This is a genomic window from Sphingobium sp. IP1, assembly GCF_002708645.1.
Taxonomy (GTDB): domain Bacteria; phylum Pseudomonadota; class Alphaproteobacteria; order Sphingomonadales; family Sphingomonadaceae; genus Sphingobium; species Sphingobium yanoikuyae.
In genome coordinates this window covers 29954-47122 of the sequence record NZ_NOIW01000039.1, presented here as the reverse complement: position 1 = coordinate 47122, position 17169 = coordinate 29954, and the positions used below count along the sequence as shown (strand labels likewise).

At 60.1% G+C, this 17169-nt stretch carries 14 protein-coding genes; 9 read left to right on the top strand and 5 right to left on the bottom strand.

Annotation, left to right across the window (positions count from 1 at the left end; genetic code table 11):
- Positions 1 to 250: 250 nt before the first annotated feature.
- Positions 251 to 709 (bottom strand): DUF736 domain-containing protein, encoded by a 459-nt coding sequence (locus tag CG471_RS14930; protein ID WP_099232352.1) that lies wholly within the window; start codon positions 707 to 709, stop codon positions 251 to 253.
- A 335-nt stretch (positions 710 to 1044) separates the two neighbouring features.
- Here CG471_RS14930 and CG471_RS14925 point away from each other — a divergent pair, with 335 nt between their 5' ends.
- The 5 genes from CG471_RS14925 to CG471_RS14905 all read left to right on the top strand — a co-directional run bounded on the left by CG471_RS14925 (position 1045) and on the right by CG471_RS14905 (position 8130).
- Positions 1045 to 1554: a hemerythrin domain-containing protein gene (locus CG471_RS14925; protein WP_069335624.1), complete on the top strand. Its 510-nt coding sequence runs from the start codon at positions 1045 to 1047 to the stop codon at positions 1552 to 1554.
- A gap of 248 nt (positions 1555 to 1802) precedes the next feature.
- Complete coding sequence (locus CG471_RS14920; RefSeq protein ID WP_099232351.1) at positions 1803 to 2459, top strand: DUF6766 family protein; 657 nt, start codon at positions 1803 to 1805, stop codon at positions 2457 to 2459.
- Between the two features lie 340 nt (positions 2460 to 2799).
- Positions 2800 to 2991, top strand: coding sequence for a type II toxin-antitoxin system ParD family antitoxin (locus CG471_RS31815; RefSeq protein WP_373562054.1), 192 nt, complete (start codon positions 2800 to 2802; stop codon positions 2989 to 2991).
- Positions 2988 to 4973, top strand: a complete 1986-nt coding sequence (locus CG471_RS14910; protein WP_099232350.1) for a PAS domain-containing sensor histidine kinase — start codon at positions 2988 to 2990, stop codon at positions 4971 to 4973. Before CG471_RS31815 ends, CG471_RS14910 begins: the two co-directional genes overlap by 4 nt.
- A 31-nt stretch (positions 4974 to 5004) precedes the next feature.
- Complete coding sequence (locus CG471_RS14905; RefSeq protein WP_257211562.1) at positions 5005 to 8130, top strand: PAS domain S-box protein; 3126 nt, start codon at positions 5005 to 5007, stop codon at positions 8128 to 8130.
- Between the two features lie 32 nt (positions 8131 to 8162).
- Here CG471_RS14905 and CG471_RS14900 read toward each other — a convergent pair whose 3' ends face one another.
- From CG471_RS14900 to CG471_RS14885, 4 genes are all read right to left on the bottom strand, one after another.
- On the bottom strand, positions 8163 to 8951 hold the full coding sequence (locus CG471_RS14900; RefSeq protein WP_180275713.1) for a Crp/Fnr family transcriptional regulator: 789 nt from the start codon (positions 8949 to 8951) through the stop codon (positions 8163 to 8165).
- A 371-nt stretch (positions 8952 to 9322) separates the two neighbouring features.
- Positions 9323 to 9952: a hypothetical protein gene (locus CG471_RS14895; protein ID WP_218964262.1), complete on the bottom strand. Its 630-nt coding sequence runs from the start codon at positions 9950 to 9952 to the stop codon at positions 9323 to 9325.
- Between the two features lie 41 nt (positions 9953 to 9993).
- Positions 9994 to 11184 (bottom strand): DUF932 domain-containing protein, encoded by a 1191-nt coding sequence (locus tag CG471_RS14890; RefSeq protein WP_099232348.1) that lies wholly within the window; start codon positions 11182 to 11184, stop codon positions 9994 to 9996.
- A gap of 113 nt (positions 11185 to 11297) precedes the next feature.
- Complete coding sequence (locus tag CG471_RS14885; RefSeq protein WP_257211561.1) at positions 11298 to 13286, bottom strand: strawberry notch C-terminal domain-containing protein; 1989 nt, start codon at positions 13284 to 13286, stop codon at positions 11298 to 11300.
- Here CG471_RS14885 and CG471_RS30700 point away from each other — a divergent pair, their 5' ends adjacent.
- Genes CG471_RS30700 through CG471_RS14870 form a run of 4 tightly spaced genes read left to right on the top strand, consistent with a single transcriptional unit; the run spans position 13287 to position 17143 of the window.
- Positions 13287 to 13577, top strand: a complete 291-nt coding sequence (locus CG471_RS30700; protein ID WP_180275711.1) for a hypothetical protein — start codon at positions 13287 to 13289, stop codon at positions 13575 to 13577.
- Entirely contained in the window at positions 13558 to 14790 is a 1233-nt protein-coding gene (locus CG471_RS14880) for a site-specific integrase (protein WP_004212848.1), read from the top strand. Before CG471_RS30700 ends, CG471_RS14880 begins: the two co-directional genes overlap by 20 nt.
- Positions 14787 to 16142: a tyrosine-type recombinase/integrase gene (locus CG471_RS14875; protein ID WP_063987292.1), complete on the top strand. Its 1356-nt coding sequence runs from the start codon at positions 14787 to 14789 to the stop codon at positions 16140 to 16142. The genes CG471_RS14880 and CG471_RS14875 overlap by 4 nt, the downstream gene beginning before the upstream one ends.
- Positions 16139 to 17143 (top strand): tyrosine-type recombinase/integrase, encoded by a 1005-nt coding sequence (locus CG471_RS14870; RefSeq protein WP_004212845.1) that lies wholly within the window; start codon positions 16139 to 16141, stop codon positions 17141 to 17143. Before CG471_RS14875 ends, CG471_RS14870 begins: the two co-directional genes overlap by 4 nt.
- Positions 17144 to 17169: the final 26 nt, after the last annotated feature.

Genomic DNA, 17169 nt, shown 5'->3' with positions numbered 1-17169 from the left:
ATAGGCTCCGGCATCTCATGCTCTGCGGGCGCGTCTCCGGGCTCGGCGATTGTAAGCGGCATCGGGTCGCCAAAGGCCGCCTGATATTCCGGCGTGGCGACCATTTGTGCGTAGAGTGTGGGCAAGTCAGCAAATCGATCGATGCTGTGGCGCAGGGCGGTAGCCATGATGCGCATCCTTTCCAAAATCGGCAGACGGAAAGAAAGGCCGGAGGAGGCTGTGCTCCCCCGGCCCATGAGGCACAAAGACCTCAGTGAGGCACTTCATCGTCGAAATCGCTTCCGCCCATGTAGCTGCCATCCATGCCGGCGGTGCTCGCACCGAACCCGCCCATGGCCTCGCCGCCCATCGCCGGACGTTCCGAACGCTGGCCGCCGCCAAAGCCACTCAGCGCATCTCGTCGCCGCCAAGCGACCCGATAGCCTTCAGCGTCGCTGCCGAAGAGAGCGATCGGCAGCGGCTCGGCCAGGCTGGGATCATCGAGCGATCCCTGGAGGAAGCATTCTCCGGTCTTGTTGGCGGTCGCCTCCCAGAGCGCACCGATCTGTACCCAGCGCTGCCCGACATTGAGCGCGACGATCTCGAAGACCGGCGCGCGCTCATTGGTGCTTTCGACAGGCCGGAGCCCCAGGCGCGGCAGGTCGATCGAACGGGTCGCGATATGTCCGATAAGACGACCGTTCACGGGCTTGATTTCACCGATATTCATAACCTCAACTCCTTGGAAATGCCGCTCTCGACCATCCGAAAGCGACACCCTCCAAAATCCTTCTCCCCTCTCACACGCGGCGCGTCCGTCCGGCGCGACCGCCGGCCCCGAAGGAGCCCGCCTCGCACCGAGCTTCCGCCCGCCCGTCGACCCAAAGAACCGGACAAATCCGTGATCCCCCTCGCCATTCTTATTAACGGGACAGAAAATTGCCGCCAATCTGGCGACGATTGTGGTGCGCCGTCCCCAAGGGGCCGGCTCTTGCGAGTCGTTCGCTTGGAACGAGAGTAGGTTTGGAGAACTTAGCAGCGGGGGCGAACAAGAGGAGTTTCACCATGGCTGACAGCTTCACTGACGCGATCGCACTGCTCAAGGCCGATCACCGGGAGGTAGAAGACCTTTTTGAGCAATTCGAAAAGACAAAATCCGCCTCGAAGAAGCAGGCGATCGCGCGACAAATCTGCAGAGAGCTCAAAATTCACACACTGATCGAGGAAGAGCTGTTCTACCCCGCCTTCCGGGGGAAGATCGAGGACGACACCCTGGACGAAGCCTATGTCGAGCATGACGGTGCAAAGGTGTTGATCAACGACATTGAAGCCGGAAGCCCCGACGACGATTTCTACGATGCTAAGGTCAAGGTCCTATCCGAAGAGATCAAGCACCATGTCCATGAAGAGGAGATGCAGTCGGAGGGCATGTTCGCGCAGTGCCGCAAGACCGACGTCGATCTCGTATCCCTTCGCGACCTCATGCTGGCGCGAAAATCCGAGTTGCAGGCGCAAGCCGGATCCGGCGCGCTGCCGCCGGCCAAGCCGACGGCCGTCAATCTGATGCCGGCGTAAATTTTGGATCTGACCGGGTCACGAGGCCCGGTCAGTGCGCAATAGGCTTGAATTGGGGCCTGAGGGGAAAAGGTTGCTGAACACGGCAACCCACCGGACGAAAATGGTGTCCCACGCACCATTTCGACAGCGTTCACAAGCGATGTCCCCTTGCTAACTAGATGGCGAACTGGCTGCGTTACAGGAAAAGAACCATAAACGTTCCACCGGCGTTCCAGCACACAAGAAGAGGCTGAGGGAGACGTCGGATGAGGGTGCTGCGCGATAACGGGCTGACAATTGTCCTTTTGCTGCTTTTTGCCGGCAGCATAGCGGGTCAATGGCTCGCGGGCTCGCATGTTGCGGCCGAGGATGCACAGCGTCACCATCAGGCCGCGATGAGCCTTAGTGCTTATACGTCGAGCCCAGAATTCCTATCCTCGGTGTTCGAGAATTGGGAAAGCGAGTTCCTTCAAATGTCCGCCTATGTCGTCCTGACAGCCTTTCTGATTCAGCGTGGATCGGCTGAATCCAAGGATCCTGATGCGCAGCCACGCGACAAAGATCTGGATAAGCAGGCACTAAAGCCCGGCGCCCCGAATGTGCTACATTGGGGTGGGATGTGGCGCGCACTATATGCGCGATCGCTCGGCTTGGCGCTGTTCGCACTGTTTCTGATTTCTTTCGTTATTCACTGGACCCAAAGTGCCCAGGTCGCTGCGCAGGACGCAATCGAACATGGTGAAGTGCCGTTGAGCACGCTTGCTTACCTGGGCGACCCGCAACTCTGGTTTGAGTCTTTCCAGAACTGGCAAAGCGAGTTTCTCTCGACCGCCGTCCTGGTCGTGCTTTCGATTTTCCTGCGTCAGCGCGAATCTCCGGAATCTAAGGCCGTCGCAGCGACCCATAGCGAGACGGGCAGTTGATCCGATTTATCGCGGTTCCACTTACCTGGATATGTGCTCACTTCACCTATCATAGCCAAGTTGAGGATATTGGCGGTGTGTTCACCGCCATAGCGATGATTGGCCCCGATTATGGGTCCCCCAATGGCTTTCACCATCTCCACGTTGCTTATCATCGTCTCGGCCAGAGCGGTCCGCCACTTCAGTATTCCGGCACCTGACAGTCCAACCCTTCGAGCCCCGGATAAGGCGCGCGCCAAATTCGTCGTCATCGAGCATCCGACCGATACCCAGATCGCCGTTGTTATTGACGGCTTAGGAGGAACCCGCAGCCATTTTATGTGTATTGCATTGTCATACAATGCCGGGGGTATGCATGTCAGGTCGCCAAATACGCACGATCTCGCTCAGCCGCGAGCTGGACCGATTCATATCGGATCAGGTCGCATCCGGACTATATTCCAACGCAAGCGAAGTTGTTCGTGCGGGCCTTAGAACGCTCGCGGCGCAGCCAGCATCTACTTCAAGCCGAGTGAAACAACCAGAACGATGATCGACCGGTCTCTTGCCCAATGTATTGTCGAAAGCTCGACAGATTTTGCCATTATTACCCTCGCTGCCGATGGGCGCATAACCAGTTGGAACCCCGGCGCGGTCAATCTACTCGGGTGGTCGCCGGAAAACGCGTTAGGTAAACATGGGCGGATTTTCTTCACCCCTGAAGATCAGGCCGCAGGATCGCCGGAAGATGAAATGAGCCGTGCGGCGCAAGAGGGTCGCGCGCTCGACGAGCGTTTCCACATGCGCGCCGATGGGTCGAGATTCTGGGGCTCGGGTCTCATGATGCCGCTTCAAGGCGAACCGGGGTTTGTGAAGATCGTCCGTGATCGCACCCGCGAGCGCGAGGCTGAACGCAGCCTTGCCACTCTTACCGATGCGCTACCGGGCTTTGTGTTCCAGGCGGATACGGACGGACATATCGTTCAGATCAACGAGCGCTATCGCGAATATACCGGCCGCGGAGACGAGGATTTGCTCGGCAATCGTTGGCTGGACGCGATTCACCCGGCTCATCGCGACAAGACCCAGGCGGCTTGGTCGGAAGCGATTGATTCAGGGGCGGCGTTCAACCAAACCTTCCCTGTGGCGGCGCAGGATGGCACCTACCGATGCTTTTCCTGTCGCGCGCTGCCACAGACCGACGATGACGGCCGTATTCTTCGCTGGATTGCAACATGCATCGACGTCGAGAATGAGGCTCAGGCGCGCGCTACGCTCGAAAAACTTAACCTCTCACTCGAACATGCGGTGACGGACCAGGGTGAGGCGCTGGCAGACTCTCTGCGGAGCCTGCAGGCCGAAGTTGCAGAGCGTGAGCGCATCGAAGAGACATTGCGCCAAAGCCAGAAGATGGAAGCTATCGGCCAGCTGACGGGCGGCGTGGCTCATGACTTCAATAATCTCCTCACGGTCATTCTCGGCAGCATCGACCTGCTGAAGCGACCCAACCTTCCGGAGGACAAGCGCGAGCGATATGTAAACGCGATCGCCGAAACGGCGCAGCGGGCGGCAAAGCTTACTAATCAGCTACTAGCATTTGCCCGGCGTCAACCGTTGCAGGCCGAAGCCTTCGATATCGCCGAGCGCCTTCGCAAGCACGAGGAAATGCTTCGCAGTGTATCTGGTTCACGCGTGACGCTCGAACTGGACATCCGGTGCCAGCCATGTGTGGTAGAGGCAGATCCGGTTCAGTTCGACACCGCGATGCTAAACATGGCCGTGAATGCCCGTGATGCAATGGGCGGTGAAGGACGGTTGCAAATCGTTGTCGAGGAGCGTGACGGCATACCCGCAACACGGGGCCATGCCGCGGTCCAGGGCAAGTTTATAGCGGTCCTCGTCAGGGATACTGGCGGTGGCATATCAAAGGCCGATATATCACGGATCTTCGAACCGTTTTTCACCACCAAGGATGTCGGACATGGCACCGGCCTCGGGCTCAGCCAGGTGTTCGGATTTGCCAAGCAGTCCGGAGGCGAAATCAGTATCGAAAGCGAAATCGACAAAGGCGCGACCTTTATCCTCTATCTTCCCCATGCGCAGGAAAAGCCGTTGAGCCGGCCGGTTGACGTATCTCCGCCGATCGAGCCGCAACCGGGTCAGGAGCGCTGTGTCCTTTTGGTAGAGGACAATCAGCTAGTCGGTGAATTTGCAGCCCAGCTGGTCGGCGACCTGGGATATGGCAATATCTGGGTGTCGAGCGCCAAGGATGCTCTGGCTCTCGTCGAAGCCGATCCCGAGCGTTTCGATATCGTTTTTACCGATGTTGTCATGCCCGGCATGTCGGGGATCGAGCTTGCCGAAATATTGCGCGCGCGCTTTTCCGATCTGCCGGTGGTTCTCACCAGCGGATATAGTCATGTTCTGGCAGCGGAAGGAACGCACGGTTTCGACTTGCTTCATAAGCCCTACACCGCAGATGGTCTCGCGCGGGCGCTGCGGGCGGCGCGGAAGTCACACGGTGCGAAAGCCTGATGGATGAATTTGGGGGGCAGAAGTCAGGTCTATGAACTCAGGCGGCGATCATAAGGCTTTGGCATTTCTCGCTTCCGGCGGCGAAATGGGCGCAATCATCGCGGATTTCGATTGGGCCAGAACCAGCATCGGCCCTATCGCAACATGGCCTGCAGCGATGCGCGCGAATCTGGCGTTCGTGCTGCGCTCGCAAGCCCCGATCGTTACGCTCTGGGGTCCTAAGGGCGTCATGATCTATAATGACGCTTACCGCGCGTTTGCAGGCGACCGGCACCCCAGCTTGCTGGGATGTGATGTCCTTCAAGGCTGGCACGAGGTTGCCGACTTCAACGCCCACGTGATGCGCGAGGTCTATCAGGGTGGCGGGACACTCTCCTATAAAGATCAGGAGCTGACGCTTATCCGCGACGGCACGCCACGCCGCCTGTGGACTGACATCGAATATTCCCCGGCGTTTGACGATGATGGTTCCGTTCTGGGCGTTATCGCCATCGTCCTGGAGACCACGCAGGCCGTGCTCGCGAATGAGCGTATCGCTGACGAGCGCCGCAAGCTGCTTCAAATGGCGGAGCATAGTCCGAGCTTCATGGCCCTGCTGGAAGGCCCGGAGCATCGGTTCCTAATGACCAATCCGGCCTATCAAGCCTTGGTCGGCGGCCGAGAGGTGATCGGCCGACCGATCGTCGAGGTGCTGCCGGAAGCCCTGCAGCAAAATTTCGTGGCCATTCTCGACGAGGTGTATGCCAGCGGGGAAGTGTTCCAGGCCACAGGAGCGCCATTTCGGCTTGAGGGGTCACCTGACGATCCCTCGCTCGAACGCCGTCTCGATTTCGTCTATCAACCGGTGGCAAACGAAAAAGGCGAGACTACTGGCATCTTCGTGTCGGGCATCGACGTCACCGATCGCATGCGGGCCGAGGCGGCGATCAGTGCCAGCGAAGCGCAGTTCCGGACCTTCGCGCAGGCGCTTCCCAGCCATATCTGGACGGCAACCCCCGATGGGAATCTCGATTGGTTTAATGACCGGGTGTTGGAATATAGCGGTGCTTCCGAGCCAGACCTGATAGGGAATGGCTGGACGGAAATCGTCCATGCCGATGATGTCTCTGCAGCGGCCGAGCAATGGCGATCCTCATTAAGCTCGGCGAAGCCTTATGAAACGGAATTTCGCATCCGTGCCGCTGACGGCAGCCATCGATGGCATTTGGTGCGGGCGGTACCGATTTGCGATGATGCCGGCGGTATCATCCGGTGGATTGGTACGAACACAGATATTCACGAACAAAAGCTCAGCCAGGCCGAGAGTACAGCAGACCGCGATCGCCTCTGGTCGATATCTCGCGACCTTATGCTGGTATGCACTTTCGATGGAGTCATTACAGCGGTCAATCCGTCAGCGCGGCGCCTCCTTGGATGGGCCGAAGAGGAAATGGTCGGAAAGAGTTTGGGAGATTTCCTACATTCCGATGACATCAGGAGCACGCAGGAAGAGGTGGAAAAGCTTTCGCGCGGTGTGACCACGCTCGCTTTTGAAAACCGCTATCGCACGAATGGTGGCGATTATCGGTTGCTCGCATGGACTGCAGTTCCAGATGCTGACCGCATTCACGCCGTCGGACGGGATATCACGCAGGAGCGCCAACTTCTGCGCGATCGGGATCGGACCTGGAGCTTGTCTCCTATCCTAAAGGTAGTCACCGACAGCCAGGGTTACATCACCGACGTCAACCCGTCCTGGACAAAGACGCTCGGCTGGACCCGCGAAGAAACGCTGGGCAAGCGCAGCACAGACTTCATGATCGACGATGAAGCCTTTTGGGGCGAGCGGGTGCGGACGCTGTCAGCCGGGCAGCCTATGCTCGCATATCAGACACGGTTGCGCGCCAAGGATGGTCATGAGCGCTTGATCAAATGGACAACTGTGCCCGAGGGCGGCACCTTCTATGGCTTCGGCAGAGACATAACCGCCGCTGCGGAGGCCGCGGCCGCCCTGGCCGACGCCGAAGCCGCGCTACGTCAGTCGCAAAAGATGGAGGCGGTCGGACAACTGACCGGTGGCATCGCCCACGACTTCAATAATCTCCTGCAAGGCATCACCGGGAGTCTGGAAATCATTCAACGACGTATGATGCAGGGACGCTTTACTGAACTCGATCGATACATTGCCGGAGCGTCCAACGCCGCTAACAGGGCGGCGGGCCTCACCCACCGCCTGTTAGCTTTCTCCAGGCGCCAGCCGCTCGATCCCAAGCCCGTGCGTGCCAATACGCTCGTAGCGTCTATGGAGGATCTCCTGCGCCGGACCCTGGGCGAGCGCATAGAGCTCGAGCTGGCTCTCGCCGGTGGGTTGTGGATTACCAAATGCGATCCCAATCAGCTTGAAAGCGCGATCCTCAATCTTGCGATCAATGCTCGCGACGCGATGCCCGATGGGGGCAAACTGACAGTCGAAACCTGCAACGCCCATCTCGATAGTGCTTATGCTGCGCGCCAGCGGGGGGTCAATCCGGGCCAATATGTCTGCATTTGCGTGACCGACACCGGCGTGGGCATGGATGCCGACACAATTGCCAAAGCATTCGAACCCTTCTTCACGACCAAGCCGATCGGTCAGGGCACCGGTCTTGGTCTATCGATGATCTACGGTTTTGCACAACAGTCTGAAGGCTACGCAAAAATCTACAGCGAGGTCGCAAAGGGCACGACGTTCAAGCTCTATCTGCCCCGCTTCCGCGGTACCGAGGAAACGGACGAGCCCGCGCCTCAGCTGACAGACGCGCACATGGCTGACGCCGGCGAGGTCGTCCTTGTCGTCGAAGACGAACCGATCGTCCGCGGGCTGATCATCGAAGAGCTCAAGGAACTGGGCTACCAGGCGCTGGAGGCAGCCGATGGGCCAAAGGGCCTCGAAATTCTCCAGTCCAGACGCAGGATCGACTTGCTCGTAACCGATATCGGGCTGCCGGGCCTGAATGGACGACAGGTTGCTGATGCAGCGCGCGATCTGCGGCCGGCACTCAAGATTCTCTTCATGACTGGCTACGCTGAAAATGCGGCTCTTGCCTCTGGTTTCCTTGAACCCGGAATGGAGATGATAACCAAGCCATTTGCGATGGAAGCGCTCGCCACGCGGATCCGGGCGATGATCGAAGGGTGACCGCCGATCCGATCGAGGTCAGTTCGTCCTATTCATATGGAGCGATACTCAGCCTGCGTCGGCTGAAGGGATAGATCGGCCAGGCATTTGTGAAGTGCGGGTCGTTTTTGATCCGACGAATTTCTATTCAGTCCGGCTGCGAACTCGATCGCGTTCCAGTCCGTTACCTGAAGGCGACCGCGGGAAAGTGCGAGAACGCCGTCCTCCCGCAAACTCTTTAGTGTCCGGTTGACATGAACCGCCGTCAGCCCTGTCAAATCTCCCAGTTCCTCCTGTGTCCAGGGCCATTCAATGAATTCAGGCTCGCTCCCACCCGACGCCCTTTGTCGCGAAGCCATCTCGCAGGCAAACCTGGCTATACGCTGCCTCGCATTACATCGTCCAAGACTTACCAGACGCGATTGCAGCAGAGCTAGCTCAGATGCTGCCTCCCGGCGAAAGGCTGTTCCAACATTGGGAAATTCAGTAAATATATGGTTCAGTGCATCGAGAGAAATCAGCGCTACCTCGACCGGCGTTATAGCGATGACATCCTGCGATTCTCCAGCAAAGCCGGGGTCTACGTTAGCGACGTCGCCCGACAGATACACAGTCAAAATCTGACGGGCGCCAGCCCTCGTCGTCTGCTGCTGGCATGCGATGCCCGTTAGCACCACGAAGGCGTCCCTAGCAAAATCTGTTTGCCGGGAGATAAATGAGCCGCGTTCATAATTCATGATCCGCGCAGGCAGCTCTGCAATTGCTGCCGATTCTGCAGTGGATAAACGCGAGTGGGTGGTAAGCTTTCGGATCAAAGTATCTTGGGCGGAAATGTTCTGCATGACGGCCTCCAAACAGTAACGGCTCACCATCTCTCACCCAACGAAGTCAGGCTCTGGCAGCACACTAACACATGTTAGCCCGCCCTGTTCCGTCACATATCCTGGGAGCTGAGGGCCATCCGATGCTGTCTACCATGGCTGCGCGCCCCTTTTGACACCGGCGCTGAAGCCACACGCGTAGAGCCGGACGCGGTCGCGACCATGTTCCGTGATGCGTCGCGCGGTATGAGGTCGAGGAAGTTCCGCTCTTCGTCCTCAGCTCTAGCATCCCAGAATGGGCGTCGATGCGTGTCAATGCGACGCGCGCCGGAGAGCTGAGTTCAGCACGGCGAGCGTTGAAGCGATGCACATATGCCGCATCTGGCATCGGACTAGGCATGATCACCTTCTCTACCGTGAAGGCGGTCCACTCCATTCGCCGATGATCGCTGCGTCACAGCTTCGATCCATTCGGTGCGAGCGTCCTCGACCGTGTGGGCGAGTGCGTGATCAACGCAGAACAGGTGGAACATACTATCGAAGGCGAGTTCCGGAGAGGACAGCGCGTCTGCCAGAGCAGCGGCGAAGCGATCGAAAGGAGTGAGATCATTCTCCGGCACCCATCGAGCAAGATCATCGCTCTCCGCGTTGCAGAGGTCGCAGAAGGTGCAGTCATAGACGTCGGAGATCGCCCAGGCCTGCCGCTGGACGTCCCATCGGGCGCTGGCGTCGCGAGCCAGCATGTCGCAGCCGCAGTCCCTGCAGACAGGTTTGAGACCGCCAGCGGGCGAGGTCGGGGCAGGATCGTCGGGAAAGCTCGGAACGAAACTGAAGCTGTAGGAAAGATCAGGGATCCGTAGATTGAAATAGGTCGAGGCCTCGGCGGCGAGATAAGCAGCGATCCAGACGTCCGCTCCGTCCTCAATATGAAAAGAAATTGTGTCGGAGGCGAACAGGTCGCCTCCGCTGAAGAATTCAACATCGATCCGGTAGGCGCGCGTCGTCGTGGTCATGTGAGCCATAACAAATCCCCTTGAATTTTGGTCGGGTGGTGCCGGCTCGCTTAGCGAGCGCGTTCGAGCAGCTTGCGGGCCTTGCCTTCGAGCTCCAGGCGTCCGTCCTGATGCGGGCGGCTGCGTGCAAGCGCGGAGATGCCCTGAACAAAGTCGTAAACCGAGACTGGAGGATGCCCCTCTTCAGCCAAGACCGTCGCGATGACCTTGGCGGTCTCGGCCTTGGAAAAGCCTTCCTTGCGCAGGAAGCTTTCCCGATCCTCGTCCTTGCGCGCGACGATGGCTAATCGCGCCGCCGATATCCCGTCGATGAACGACCGGGGCGAACTATCGGCGAAGTGCGCGAGCGCTGGCGCCGCTTCATGCGCGAAGCGGTTCGCGGCGAACTTGGAGTGCCGGATATTCACTTCCTGAAAGTTTTCGACGCCCCATAAATTGCGGTTCTGACAGACCGCACGGAGGTAGAAAGTGGCTATCCCCAGTGACTTAGAGCCGACCTCTGAGTTCCAGCAATAAAATCCGCGAAAATAGAGATCCGGCTCGCCATTGGGCAATCGGCCGGCCTCAATCGGGTTGAGATCATCGACCAGGAATAGGAACACATCCCTGTCCGAAGCATAAAGCGTTGTCGTGTCGCTCGTCACATCGACACAGGGGTTGTAGGTCATCGAACCCCAATCGAGCACGCCCGGAACCTTCCACCTTGTGTCGCCCGTGCCATTGCCCGCGATCTTCATCACCGCGGCGACCAACTCATGATCCCAGATGCGACCATAGTCGGGTCCCGTGACCGCCCTCAGCTCTGCGCGGCCGTCGTGGGTCTGCAATAGTTTCACATGCTCGGCCGGATGGCGAATGAGGCCATGCTGGAGGTTGATGCCGGCGAGCGCGGCGGGGAGTTGCCGCAGATAAGAGGCCGGGGCGCCCACCAGGCTGCACAGCTGCCCGAAAGACCAGTTGGTGGGTGCAACCGGCCCGCTGTCGCCGGGAACAACGAGCGAAAGCCGTTCGGGCTCGTCGCTGCGGGCCTCGACCCGCACCGTCCGGCTCTCGATGATCCGCGTCGTCGCCCGCTCGGCGCGCGAACGCACGCTGGCATAAAGATCGTTCAGCGAGAGGTAACGCTCATCCTGAGGGCGATTGAACCATTCGGACGAGACGCGAGGAACATTGGTCCCGCGGGATATATCGACGCGATAGGGCTGCGCCTGCTGGCGCGGGGCAGGAGATAGTGCGTTCATGGAAGCCTCCGACGGTGGGAGAGTTGGCAATCCAGCGCAGCTTCCAACCGCGCTTCGCCGCCGCCCTTCCCCACCCCCCTTTCCTTCTGCCCGCCTGACTGGTCAGCGGTGCCTCAGGCCGCTTTCGCGTCGGCAAGCCGGCTCCAATGCTCGCCCGTGCGGACGATCTGGTCGAGGACGGCCTCGGCACGGTCGGTGGGCACGAACAGCCTCGTCTTGTAATTGATGATCTCGGTGAAACAGCCGATCGACTTCAGCCAATCCCGTCGGGCAGCGGGGAAATCGCGAATTTCCAGGCGACGCGCGTCGTTCACATGGACCTGCATCAGTCGTGCAGGCTCCATGCCGACGATCGGAACCCCCTGCCGCCCTCTGGCGCCAACGATCATTTCAGCTGGGCTCAACACAGTGGACATGTCGACACCGAAGGCACGGGCGAGTTTCTCCAGTCCAGCGGGCGAAATGATGCGTCCGAGCAGCGAGTTGCCTTGCGCATCGGTAACCCGCCAGACCCGCATATCGTCGTCCGGTAGACGGTCCCAGACCGGAAGCAGGAGGCCGGTCGCCATACTGATCGTTTCAACGTCGAGCTTTGATCGGGTTTCTTCGACCTCGCTCGCCCAGAGGCGTTCGAATTCCTCCTTATCGACAGGAGACCAGTGGCTGTCCTGAAGGGCGGTATCGCGGATGCGGTCGCGGCCGATTGGACGAACAAGCTGCCACATGGTGATCGGAGTGCCATCATTGTCCATACTGCTCCAGCTTGGCACCTGGAGTGCAACGCGGCCGGACCGACCATTGCGGAGCCGAATGGCTTCAATACCGCCATATTCACGCTCCAGCTGGGCGAGGCTGAGGACACGCTTGCGAAAATGCAGTTCGATCCGACTGAGCCGTGTTTCGGCGCCTGTCACAGGATCACGCCGCAGGACCTGCTCGTCGAGGAGAGCCATCCGCTCGGCCTGCATGGTTTCGACGCCGACATCGAGCGTCCCGGCCTCACGCGCCGCATCGATACGCGCCTGGATCAGCGCCATATATTCTTCGAAGATCGCATTCTGGATCTCGATCCGCAAAGCCAGCAGACGATTGAGCCAGCGCTGGATAGGCGGGAGATCATCGAGCAGACCGCCGCTTTCCTTGTCTAGAAGGCGCAGGCCCGTCATGTCGATGAAGGCGGCAAGGGTCGTGCTGTTAAGTTTGCCGCGATAAAGGAGATGGTACCACTGGATGAGCGCATCGCGGGCATAATCGCTTTCGAGATTGTCCGAGGGGTCGAACATATTCTGCCCGCCTGTCTGTCGCTGGCCGCGGGTCAGGGCGCCCAAGCTGTCGAGCCGCCGCGCAATGGTACTGATGAAGCGGCGCTCGCCCCGGCAATCCGTGGTCACCGGCCTGAACACGGGCGCACTGGCCTGATTGGTGCGGTTGGAGCGACCGAGTCCCTGAATAGCGTTTGCTGCGCGCCATCCAGGCTCCAGCAGAAAATGGATCCGCCGGCGCCCGGCAGATTTGCAGTTGCGATCGGCATGATAGCTCCGTCCCGTGCCGCCGGCGTCGGAGAAGACCAGTATCTGCTTGGCCCCGGACATGAAGGCTTCAGCCTCAACGATATTGCTTCGACCGCCCCGGCTTTCGACACGCTGGCGGTCATTGGCATCGACAATGAGCCGGCGGGTTCGTCCGGTCACTTCCGCCACAGCATCTGTGCCGAAATGCCGGATGATTTCATCGAGCGCCGAGCCGATCGGCGGCAGGGCGCAAAGCTCCTCGATCATCTCGTCACGCATGGCGAGCGCCGCCTGGCAGAAGACAGGGTTGCCAGCCTCATCGACCATCAGTTCGGAGCGCTCCGCATCGTCGCTTCCCTTGATGATCTGCATCCTACGGACCGGGAAGGCCGTCCTGAGGTAATCGATCATCGCCTCCCGAGGCGATAATTCGATATCAAGGTTGGCGCGCTCCTCGGCCGACAGGCTCGCGAGCCGTCGCCCCAGCATGGCTTCGGCCGTCGTCACGAGCTGAATGATCGCATGATTGCCCGCATCAAGCTCACGGGTCACGGCGTCGATCAGGCTCGGCACCTTCATGGCGATCAGCAATTGCGCGAAAAAGCGCTGCTTGGCGCTCTCAAAGCGCGAGAGCGCAGATCCTTTGGCCTGGGCATTGAGCGCCTTGTCCTCCATCCGGTCGACGATGTTGGTGAGCGCGAGCACTTCATCGAGATTGCGGTGGATGACGGCTTATCGCGAGGAAGCGATAATGCGCAGGAACGCGGCGTAGTCGCGGAATTTCCGTTATCTGGCGCAAATTTGCTGCGCATTATTTTGGTTGCGAACCTCGGCGGTCTCTGGAGCAACCGAGGAGACAATCATGTTGAAGTTGCACGATGAGCTGATCGCCAAGCTCACGAATTTCCTGACGGAGCGAAATTACAATCCCGTGGTGGTTGCGAACCATCGCCTCTATGCTCGTGCGTTTCTCGATTACCTGGCCGAATGCGATATCCGGGTGGAATCCGTGACGCCCGGGCAGGTCGATCAGTATTTCCACTATGCGATCGAGGATTTTCAGGCCCGGTATGGCCGGGATCCCAGCCCACGCTGGCACAAGCTGCCGCGCACGGCGATTTCCAAGCTGCTTCGGCTTGCCCAGGGCAAATGGCCTCCCGAACCGGAACTGACCGGACCCGACGCGGCGTTCCGCCATGCGATCTGCTGCGAATACGAGGCATGGCTGCGCGACGAACGCGGTCTGGCGAGTGCGAGCATTGCGGCGGCGATGTGGGAGGCACGAAACTTCCTGCGCTGGCAGTTCGATCGCGGCGGCGGAGCTGGTCTCGCAACACTGAATGTCAGGGATGTCGATCTCTACATGGACATGCGCGGGCCTGGCCTGCGGCGCAAGTCACTGGCGGATGTTGCGGAGCGGCTCCGCTCGGTGGTCCGCTATCTGCACCGGACGGGTCGTATCCCGACCGATCTCACCCCGCACATCATCGGTCCCATGCTCTACGCCTATGAAGATGTGCCCTCGACGCTGGACACGGAGCAAATCGCGGCGGTGCTGGCAGCTGCGAAGACGGACCTGTCGCCGCGAGGGCTGCGCGATCATGCGATACTTCAGCTGCTTGCGACATATGGCCTGCGCGAAGGCGAAATCTGTCGCCTGCGCCTTGAGGACGTGAACTGGCGCGAAGAATCCCTGCATATCCGCCACACCAAGACCAATGCGCATTCCGCCATGCCGCTCCTGGCGCCGGTTGGCGAGGCGCTGTTCGATTACCTTCGCCATGGGCGGCCCCGGACCGAAGCGCGGGAGGTCTTCGTCCGGTCCTGCGCGCCCTATATCGCGATGACGAACCTGTATGGCATGGTCAGGGGACGGTTGTCGGCCGCAGGCGTCGAACCGCCCGGGAAGCGGGGACCGCATGTGTTCCGTCACGCCCGTGCGGTTGAAATGCTGCGGGCGTCGGTCCCGCAAAAGATTATCGGCGACGTGCTCGGGCATCGATCCACCGAATCCACCAATACTTATCTCAAACTGGCAACAGATGATCTCCGAGCCGTGGCACTCGATGTGCCTGGAATGGAGGTGCTGTCATGAGCGCCTGGCACGATCCCGATCGCACCGTCGTCGACGCCTTCCTGGTAAAATCGCAGTTCCGGCCGGGAAGCGTACCGACCTATCGCTGGTTCCTTCGCACCTTCGAAGATGTTGCCCGCCGGCATCCGGCGGTGGACCGGCAGATGCTCGAGGCCTGGCTGAAGGAAATGGCAAGACGCTGGCGAATGTCGACATTGCTGAACCAGGTCTGCATCGTCGATCGCTTCCTTGACCACCTCGCCGAAATCGGACTGATCGCCGACAATCCCATTGTCGCGCTTCGCCGTCGGTACAACGTCAAACACAGCAAGCCGATCTGGCGCGCGCTGGCGTCGTCCAATCCCGATGAGGAACTCGCCGCGTTGCGACAGCCTGCACCCTTCGGCAGCGTGCTGGGCGACTTCATGCGCGATCATGTCGCGCTGATGCACAGCCGGGGCTATCAGTATGAAACGCAGGGCCACTGGATATTGCGGTTCGACCGGTTCCTTCAGGCGAACCCCGAACTTGCCGGGTCATCGCTTGAAACCATGCTGGCGTGCTGGAAGGCGGCCAAACCAACTCGCAATCACGCGGCTGAATGCCAGAAGCTCGGGCGCCTCCTGACCAAGGCGCGGCATCGCCTCGATCCCGGCATCCCGCCGAAACGCTTTGACGCCCGGCCCGAACGGGAAGTGGCGCGAGAACATCGGCGGCCGCATATCTTCAGCCCGTCCGATGTCCGGAACATGCTCAATGTTGCCCGTTCCTACCCGTCGCCAAATGCACCGCTGCGACCGATGGTCCTCTACACCATGGTGCTTCTGGCCTATTGTGCCGGTCTGCGCCGCAGCGAACTCGCCAGACTCGATCTGGGCGACGTGGACTTCCAGTCGGGCACGATCACGATCCGGCAAACGAAGTTCTACAAGACCCGGCTCCTGCCATTGACAGGCAGCGTCCTCGCCGAACTGCGCGCCTATATCGATGCAAGGCAGCGCGCAGGTGCGCCGCAAAATCCGGAATCAGGTCTGTTCTGGCACGGGCACTTCAATGATCGCTACACGCCGCGGTCTGTCTCGACGATGATCACCGATGTCATGCGCCGCGCCGGGTTCAAGGCCCCGACCGGGCGAACGGGGCCGCGCGTTCACGATCTGCGCCATTCGATGGTCGTCAACCGGATACTCCAATGGTACCGGGCCGGCGTCAATCCGCAGGACAAGCTGCACTTCCTCTCCACCTACATGGGCCACCGGGATATCAACTCCACGCTGGTCTACATCACCGTCACGCAGGATCTGCTGCAGGAAGCAAGCGAACGCTTCCGTGCCGTCGGCGCCCGATGCCTCACCATGGAGGCGCGGCCATGACGAGAAGCAACCCGTTCCCCTCTCTGTTGCGGGCGTTCTTCCAGGAATGGCTGGTCGAGCAACGCAGTGCTTCGGTCCATACGATCCGGTCCTATCGTGACACCTGGCGGCTGTTGCTGCGCTTTATCGCCGAGCGAAAAGGCGGCGGGGTCGCGCGAGTCGCACTGGCCGATATCTCTGCCGACGAGGTGCGCGCGTTCCTCCACCATACCGAACATGGGCGCGGGTCCACGATCGGCACGCGTAACTGCCGGCTCGCCGCGATCCGCAGCTTCTTCAGCTTCGTGGCGGACAGGAATCCGGAATATGTCGCGCAATGCGCAGAGGTTCTGACCGTACCGCTCAAGCGGGAACCGACATCCGCGCCGTGCTATCTCGAGCCGGCGGAAGTCGAGGCGATTCTCGCCCAACCCGATCGGAGCACTGTCGCGGGAATGCGCGACCATGCGTTGCTCTCGTTCCTGTACAACAGCGGCGCGCGGATCCAGGAAGCGCTTGATCTGTGCCCCGACGCGATCCGGTTCGATGCACCCCACTGCGCTCGCCTCAATGGCAAGGGGCGCAAGGAACGGATCTGTCCGCTCTGGCCGGAAACCGTGACGTTGATCGAAAAGTTACTGGAACGCCAACCGCGTGCGCCAGACGAGCGCATCTTCGTCAACCGATATGGCAAGCCGCTGGGCGCGTCGGGCGTGCGGTTCAAACTCGCCGCCTATGTTGACGAGGCAGCCAAGGCTGTGCCGTCGCTCCGGTCCAAGCATGTGACGCCGCACAGCTTCCGGCACGCAACCGCCGTCCACCTTGTAGCAGCCGGAGTGGACATTACCGTTATCCGCAGTTGGCTGGGGCATGTCAGCCTCGACACGACCAACCACTACGCACAGGCCAATCTCGAGACCAAGCGAAAGGCGCTGGAACAGGTGGGTGCGCCGGCGGCGAGCAACGTACCCCCTTCGTGGAAACGGGATGCCAGCCTGATGGAGTGGCTCGACACCCTGTGAAATAATGCGCAGGAAATGCCGCAATG

Bases quoted from the DNA above. Each gene is read 5' to 3' on its own strand.
- CG471_RS14930 (WP_099232352.1), bottom strand. From the start codon at position 709: ATGAATATCGGTGAAATCAAGCCCGTGAACGGTCGTCTTATCGGACAT.
- CG471_RS14925 (WP_069335624.1), top strand. From the start codon at position 1,045: ATGGCTGACAGCTTCACTGACGCGATCGCACTGCTCAAGGCCGATCAC.
- CG471_RS14920 (WP_099232351.1), top strand. From the start codon at position 1,803: ATGAGGGTGCTGCGCGATAACGGGCTGACAATTGTCCTTTTGCTGCTT.
- CG471_RS31815 (WP_373562054.1), top strand. From the start codon at position 2,800: ATGCCGGGGGTATGCATGTCAGGTCGCCAAATACGCACGATCTCGCTC.
- CG471_RS14910 (WP_099232350.1), top strand. From the start codon at position 2,988: ATGATCGACCGGTCTCTTGCCCAATGTATTGTCGAAAGCTCGACAGAT.
- CG471_RS14905 (WP_257211562.1), top strand. From the start codon at position 5,005: ATGAACTCAGGCGGCGATCATAAGGCTTTGGCATTTCTCGCTTCCGGC.
- CG471_RS14900 (WP_180275713.1), bottom strand. From the start codon at position 8,951: ATGCAGAACATTTCCGCCCAAGATACTTTGATCCGAAAGCTTACCACC.
- CG471_RS14895 (WP_218964262.1), bottom strand. From the start codon at position 9,952: ATGGCTCACATGACCACGACGACGCGCGCCTACCGGATCGATGTTGAA.
- CG471_RS14890 (WP_099232348.1), bottom strand. From the start codon at position 11,184: ATGAACGCACTATCTCCTGCCCCGCGCCAGCAGGCGCAGCCCTATCGC.
- CG471_RS14880 (WP_004212848.1), top strand. From the start codon at position 13,558: ATGTTGAAGTTGCACGATGAGCTGATCGCCAAGCTCACGAATTTCCTG.
- CG471_RS14875 (WP_063987292.1), top strand. From the start codon at position 14,787: ATGAGCGCCTGGCACGATCCCGATCGCACCGTCGTCGACGCCTTCCTG.
- CG471_RS14870 (WP_004212845.1), top strand. From the start codon at position 16,139: ATGACGAGAAGCAACCCGTTCCCCTCTCTGTTGCGGGCGTTCTTCCAG.